The organism is Atopobium sp. oral taxon 810 str. F0209, from assembly GCF_000466405.1.
Lineage (GTDB): Bacteria > Actinomycetota > Coriobacteriia > Coriobacteriales > Atopobiaceae > Olegusella.
In genome coordinates this window covers 1-6,669 of the sequence record NZ_KE952968.1, presented here as the reverse complement: position 1 = coordinate 6,669, position 6,669 = coordinate 1, and the positions used below count along the sequence as shown (strand labels likewise).

General features: G+C 46.3%; 6 protein-coding genes. All 6 read right to left on the bottom strand.

The genetic code is table 11. The annotated features are described in order from the left end of the window. Window positions 1-75 precede the first annotated feature (75 nt). Window positions 76-2,079 carry a hypothetical protein gene (locus tag HMPREF9069_RS08265; RefSeq protein ID WP_021626820.1) on the bottom strand — a complete coding sequence of 668 codons (2,004 nt, stop codon included), beginning with the start codon at window positions 2,077-2,079 and terminating at the stop codon, window positions 76-78. Beyond that, window positions 2,054-2,965, bottom strand: a complete 912-nt coding sequence (locus tag HMPREF9069_RS08260; protein WP_021626819.1) for an ABC transporter ATP-binding protein — start codon at window positions 2,963-2,965, stop codon at window positions 2,054-2,056. Before HMPREF9069_RS08260 ends, HMPREF9069_RS08265 begins: the two co-directional genes overlap by 26 nt. After that, the gene (locus HMPREF9069_RS08255) at window positions 2,958-3,344 is read right to left on the bottom strand and encodes a GntR family transcriptional regulator (RefSeq protein WP_021626818.1); all 387 of its coding nucleotides are present in this window, start codon (window positions 3,342-3,344) and stop codon (window positions 2,958-2,960) included. The genes HMPREF9069_RS08260 and HMPREF9069_RS08255 overlap by 8 nt, the downstream gene beginning before the upstream one ends. Before the next feature lie 87 nt (window positions 3,345-3,431). After that, window positions 3,432-4,802 carry an ATP-binding protein gene (locus tag HMPREF9069_RS08250; RefSeq protein WP_021626817.1) on the bottom strand — a complete coding sequence of 457 codons (1,371 nt, stop codon included), beginning with the start codon at window positions 4,800-4,802 and terminating at the stop codon, window positions 3,432-3,434. Then, on the bottom strand, window positions 4,795-6,384 hold the full coding sequence (locus HMPREF9069_RS08245) for a TerB N-terminal domain-containing protein (protein ID WP_198009753.1): 1,590 nt from the start codon (window positions 6,382-6,384) through the stop codon (window positions 4,795-4,797). Before HMPREF9069_RS08245 ends, HMPREF9069_RS08250 begins: the two co-directional genes overlap by 8 nt. A gap of 75 nt (window positions 6,385-6,459) precedes the next feature. Next, a partial coding sequence (locus tag HMPREF9069_RS09690) for a hypothetical protein (RefSeq protein ID WP_021626815.1) occupies window positions 6,460-6,669 on the bottom strand: 210 nt, incomplete at its 5' end.

Genomic DNA, 6,669 nt, shown 5'->3' with positions numbered 1-6,669 from the left:
AAAAAAAAAAAAAAAAAAAAAAAGCGTCTTCCACCTGAAGGAGGAAGACGCTTGGGAAAGGAGGGCAAACAGGTATTACTTTACAATCGCATCGTCAGCATTCAATTCGATACCCGAAGCTTTTATCACCTCGGCAAAATCCGTTGCCATAAGATCTGTGTCAACATCTAGGCAGATACTGATATTTGTCGTAAAACTACCATCATCATTGGTATTGGTATTTTCTGAGTAGCCCCATTCACCATGATTACTCGCACTGTGATCCAAAAGACCGGTATCAGCCAAGATACGCTCAGTTGTGTTATTAGTTCCTGCATAGCGACCATTCATTACCAGCGAACCCCAATACTGATAACCATTGCTTGGATTGCTTGCAGTTATTCCCATATGCCTAAGCATAAATTCTTTCCAAGATATACTCTGGATATAAGACAAGAGCTTTTCTCCCATAGCTTTTGCCTTATTTTTATCCACACTGATACTTTCACCTGAGTACCCACCTTTGTAGCTAGGCTCAAACACAGCACCAACCCACTCAAAATCAGCGTGATTGTAGCCAAGCAAAGAATTAAGGAAGAAATCAGAATCAAGGTAGATATTCAGCAACTTTGACGCAGCACTATTGGGATCTTTACGCGCTTCCTCAGTGATAGGAACTAGATAAGATCGGGTCAATATGCGACCATCTTTTAGCCGATAAGCAAAACGCACGTAGACCGTCCTGCCATCGTTAGAACCACTGATACGCTCTGCCTCAGCCCTAAGTTCATCACGGTTTTCCACAATAGTTTGATGTAAATCGATCGTTTGTTGCATCAGGCGATCGGAATCTTGGCCAAGCCCTGCCTTAGCAGCATAGTTAGTATCACGGACTTGAAGATTCAAGGTTGAAACATCTTTGACCTGTGGAATTGTAGTCGAAAAACCAGCTAAGTCCAAGCCAAGACCCACAAGTAAGACTGAGCTCAAAGCACACATTGCTAGCGCTTCAACAGCACGACTGCGAGTAAAGATACGCACAGTCTTATTGAGAATCATTTCGGTCACAAAGAAGCATATAAGGGCAAAGAGTGCATAATACCCAACAAATACGGCAAGATCCTGCCGACTCCCCGCAACACCTCTCAGGGCAGCTACCACAAAGGTACTTCCCATGCCACCAATGAAGGCAGCCAACCAGCGTACAGGCAACTTGAGCACGGGAAAAGCAACCATATCTCCCGCACTTTCAATGCGTCTCTTGCTATAAATCCACCAAGCAAGTGCCGTCACAACAAAGCCTGCGATAAAAAACGCAATGAGATAATTAAAGCCTATGGTATGCGTTGTGGTATCAATAGTTACTGGATTAAAACTATCTGCAAGCTCAATATTCTTAGAAAATAATCTAACATGACCTAGTAAATACGGCAGTGGAGACAAAAACCCTACTTTGCCACCTAACATCAACACAGACTTGGGTAGCTGCTCCATACCATAGGTAAAGCTAGCAATAAAAATCATCACCAACGTGTACACTGCACTCCAAGCGAGCTGGCAAATGCCATAAAACGCAACAGCTGCAAATATAGTGCCCGAAATCATGCAACACAGCGATGCCAGCGAGAAGAAAAATAAAGAGCTAAAAAGCACACATACAGCCAGCTGCAACATCAGGCTCAACCAAATTACGTGGTGAGAGACACAAACAAAAGACATCAGTAAAAGCGCCACAACCATAGGCACCAGCATCATAAACAAGCCAGCGAGATAGGTTGATACAAAAAGGGTTGAGCGTCTGAGCGGGAAAGCATGCATCATATTTGCCGAGGAACTCTTGTATAGATACGAAAAAAGGCAAACTGCACAGACAATTGCAAAGGCCGCCGTCACAAAGATAAATGATCCGAGTCTTGTATGCGTATAAACCACCAGATACAAATCCTGGGCGGTAGGACTTTCCATGCTCTGAAAACGCAGGGACAGACCAATGGGCAACCAAATGGTGAGCACTGCAGCATAGAGCGACCACAAAGGAACAAAGCGTTTGATATGTCCCTGAAAAACCGTGCGGCTAAGCAAGGATGTCTTTGATGCCATAGTCCACACCTCCCATCTCATAAATAAATATCTCCTCTAACGTGAGCGGTAGCACATCCAAAAAAAGCGGATGTAGTGCAGTTAAATGCGCAACAAGCTGCTCACGCTTGCCCCGTACGATTAGGGTGTGCACATGACCCTGCTTTTCGTGATGCATGATTTTGATATCTGCGGGAAATGCTGGCGGCTGATTTGCAAAGGCAACTTGTACCTTAGAGACGCTACCCTCCAACTCTTCGAGCGATCGTTGCAACAAAATCTTGCCCTTGTGCATAATTCCCACGTGATCACAGACATCTTCGAGCTCACGTAAGTTGTGAGAGGAGACCAAAATCGTAGTGTTCTGCTCGGCTACATCATTCATGAGCAGACTCCAGATTTGATGACGCATCACAGGATCCAAGCCATCCACAGGCTCATCGAGTACCAAAAAATCTGGGTGGCAACATAGAGACAACCAAAAAATAGACTGTTTTTGCATGCCTTTGGACAAACGACGCAAGGGGCGTTTGCTATCAATCGTGGTAAACACCTCATGCAAAGCTTCAAAACGCTTATCATCAAAACGAGGATAGAGTCCGCGATAGTACTGTCTCATATCCTGAATTGTTGCATTGGGGAAGTAAAACAGCTCATCGGGAATAAAGGCAACGCGCTGCATAAGCACATCGTTTTCCCACACAGGCTCGCCATCGATACAAACTTCACCCTCATCAGGACGAAGTATTCCCATGACATGACGGAGCAAGGTAGATTTGCCAGCGCCATTAGGCCCTACTAATCCATAAACACTGCCCTTTGGCACGTTTATCGAAGCGCAATCAAGCGCACGAAAATCGCCAAAATTCTTTACGACATCCTTGGTAATTAGCATTTCATTAGTCATTTTGTCCCTCCCCTCCCATAGCACGAGCAAGCTCATCAAGTTGTTTTTTTAATGCGGCCAAATCAACGCCCAAATACAGAAGCTCAGTTGCAGTTTCGTCAAAAGCAGAGCGTAAATCTTTAATGCGCTGATGATCATCAGGCACCCCTTCACTTACAAACGAGCCTTTACCTGCTACTTTGCATACATAACCCTGCATTTCAAGCTCACGATACGCACGAGCTATAGTGTTGGGATTTATAGCGAGCGTGGATGCTAGCTCGCGCACAGAAGGCAACTGTTCGCCTGGCGCCAATGCCCCCGACACAATAAGACGCCGTATGCCATCTTCTACTTGTTCGTGAATGGGCCGAGAATCTTTATAGCTAATTTGAATCACTTTGCACCTCCTCAGCTATAACTGTATTAGTTCATTTAATACAGATAGTACAGTTGAGTTCTACAAAGTCAAGACACGCAAAGCCTTTTACAATTTGAACTCAAAAACGTCTTGCCGCGGACTGCCAGAGATGCCGTGAGCGCTACTACTAGGCAAAGCAATGCCAGCGGTATCTATAAAAGCTGCAGCATCGCTCTCACTTGCGCGCCCTATTGCCTGCCCCATCACCTCGCCTACCTGAGCCTCAGGATATTGATACAAAATATCCAGCAGCTCAATGAAGTTGCGAATCACCTCACGTGGTGTGATATGCGTGTCTGCACCTACACGCTCGTATTCTTGCTTGATAAAGTTCACCAAATCCATCTCATTGAGACGAGGTACATAAGCATAGAGTTGCGTATGGATGTCTTGAAGCTTTTCTATCAACACCAGCATTTCTTCATGGGTCAACGGCTGTAACTGGATTACGGGCGCCATTAAATCCTTATAGACACCCGCACCATAACGACCCTCAGAGAGACGAGAGCGCAAGGCTTCATAGGAATACACGCCCCGACGACGATCCTCGATAGCTTGGGGTGTACCACACATAATGATGCCCAGATAGCGTGCCTTGCCTTGCAAAGTGTCATTGTACATCGTCAGAATTTTTTCGTAGTTATACTGACGGGTAATCGAGTTTGGCACCTTATAGATATTGACTAGCTCATCTACCAGCATCAATAAGCCTGCATAGCCCGCCTGTTTGAGAAAAAACGCAAAGAGCTTGACGTATTCATACCAATCATCATCACCTACGACAATGCCTACACCCAACTCACGACGAGCTTCGGTCTTGTTGGCATATTCCCCGCGAAACCACTTAATAACCTTGCCCTTTATCTCATCGTTACCCTCTAGGTACGAACGGTAATACAGCTGCAGCAGGTGAGCAAAATCAAAACCATGAACCATTTCACCCATCTGTGCTATGACATCACTAATACGTTGCTCGACGGCAGCGGCAAAATTGGGAGCATCAGCTGGTAGACCTTCGGCAACTACTGTGCTCTGCACACCAGAAATCCAACGGTCGAGAATGAGTGTCAACGCACCACCTTCGGGACGAGTCTTAGTGGCCATATTACGCACAAGCTCTTTATAGGTAGCAAGACCCTGACCATGACTGCCCTGCAAACGACGCTCAGGGGATAGATCGGCATCCATGACTACAAAGCCCAAATCCATTGCATAATTACGAATGGTCTGCAACAAAAATGACTTGCCCGAGCCATACTTGCCTACTACAAAACGAAACGATGCTCCTCCTTCGCGGATAACCTCCACATCATGGAGCAGTGCTTCGATCTCATGCTCACGACCCACTGTGATATAGGGCAAACCCACGCGAGGTACAACGCCACCCTTCAGCGAATTGATTACCGTATTTGCTATGCGCTTGGGTACCCTAGGCATGGAGCAACTCCCTTATATCGTCAAAATAGTCCTCATATATTTGGGGTTCATCAGAACCCGCATCAATTACCACATCACCAATAACATCCATCAACTTGCCGTTAATGGACTCAATAAGCAGTGATGCCATCAACTGATGTTCGCGCTCAAATGCATGTACAGAGTTCTGCTCAAGCAAGCAGCTAAGCAAAGCCTGCTCTTCGTCACTGAGCTTAACAGTTGTATCTGGCTTGGACACTTCCGTTGTGACTCGACAGTCCTTGCCAGCATGCTCTGACCGTCCTTTATCAGTTGCATCTGGCTCGGACACTTCCGTTGTAACTGCCGCAAAATCTGAAACAAATTCAGGTTCTTCTTCCACAATTAAACGATCTCGCGTGGTATCAGCAGCAGCACGAATACCTCCCAGCTTGGAAAAATCAATATGTACCGCCCGACGTTCTGCTGCTTTCTGCTCATCCACAATTTGCTGAGTTAGTTCACGAGCCGCCTTTACGATATAACGGGTTTTGAGGGGGCTTTCGATGGCAGGTTCAAAATTCAGCTGTTCCCGCATAGCAGCATCAATGGTTTTAAGCAACTCACCAAACTTTTTGCGAGACTTTGCCATACCCCAATAACGTTTGCGCGACCAAAAACCATGTCGGCAATATAGCTGATCAAAAGGACTCAGTTCATAGCTGCGATCTGCCCCCGCTCTTGGATCGGCAAAAACTGCATTGCGGAGCATGGGAAAATCTCGTTCCGTACATACGCCACAGTAGCTCTCCAGCATACTGCGCTTGAGTGAGCGATCATGATGGGCACTAACTTTGCGTACAACCCCACAAACAACATGCCGAACTGCAGCAGGACGCGCTTTATACAAGGCAGAACTTTCAATATGATACGAAGAAAGTCCTGTTAAAGCAGAAAAAAGCTGCTCATCACTGGCATCTGAAATTGCAGATAAAACCTGCAGGACACTATCTTCATCACGATGGGGCAATTCTTCTAATAGCTCCTGAGGCAAATCCCAATAGATGACAAACTCGTCCATCCACTCAGTCAAATTTTTGAATAGGCGATGGTCCAAAAGATCCTTGCCATAGTCTTTGCGTAACCGGCTCAGCTGTTTGTGAGCTTGCAGCGCATCATCTACACCAACACAATGCAACAACTCATAAGCACAAAGATATACAAAGGAGGTCTCCGTAGCCTGTACCTTGCCTTGGCGCCATTGGGTACGCCAAGAAAAATAGCCCCTCAGCTGCTCGCTACTCATCAACTGATAGGTAGGAAAATAGCGCGAGAAATGTCCGTGGTACTCAAAGTCATCTTCGTAGTCAGCCAGCAATCTTGCCTGACGCCAAAAAATATATGCCTCACTGTGATGCAGCATTGCAGGGCTGTGTGCCAATGCCCTCGCTTGCGCGAGCTGCTCAGGCACATAACTTTTGAGTTTTTTGCCCGAAAAAATGATAGGCTCATCGCTGTAATTTGTATCGCTGAAGGCAGCACGACCACGAAGCCGCGCGTCAATTGCTTCACGCAGCGCGGCCACATCCGGACGCTTATATTGCTCGCCGCTACGCAGACTCACTGCTTGCCCCCAGCCAAAAATCAAAAGAGATACTCATTATACACGAACATGTGTACCTATTTCCGTGCACTTAGGTCAGCCCTGTTCCAGTTCTGACCTAAGTCTTCTTGAAAAACTGCTTGAAAGGTAGAACCAAGCTGTATGAACGCATCCATGCGCTCTTCCAACTTCACCTTCCCTCACAGGCGGTTCATAATGCGTCCTTTTACTTGCATCGGGTTCAATATGCATCCTTTTGTCCGCATCGGGTTCAAGAAGCGCCCTCGCGCCATTTTTTACCTGGGC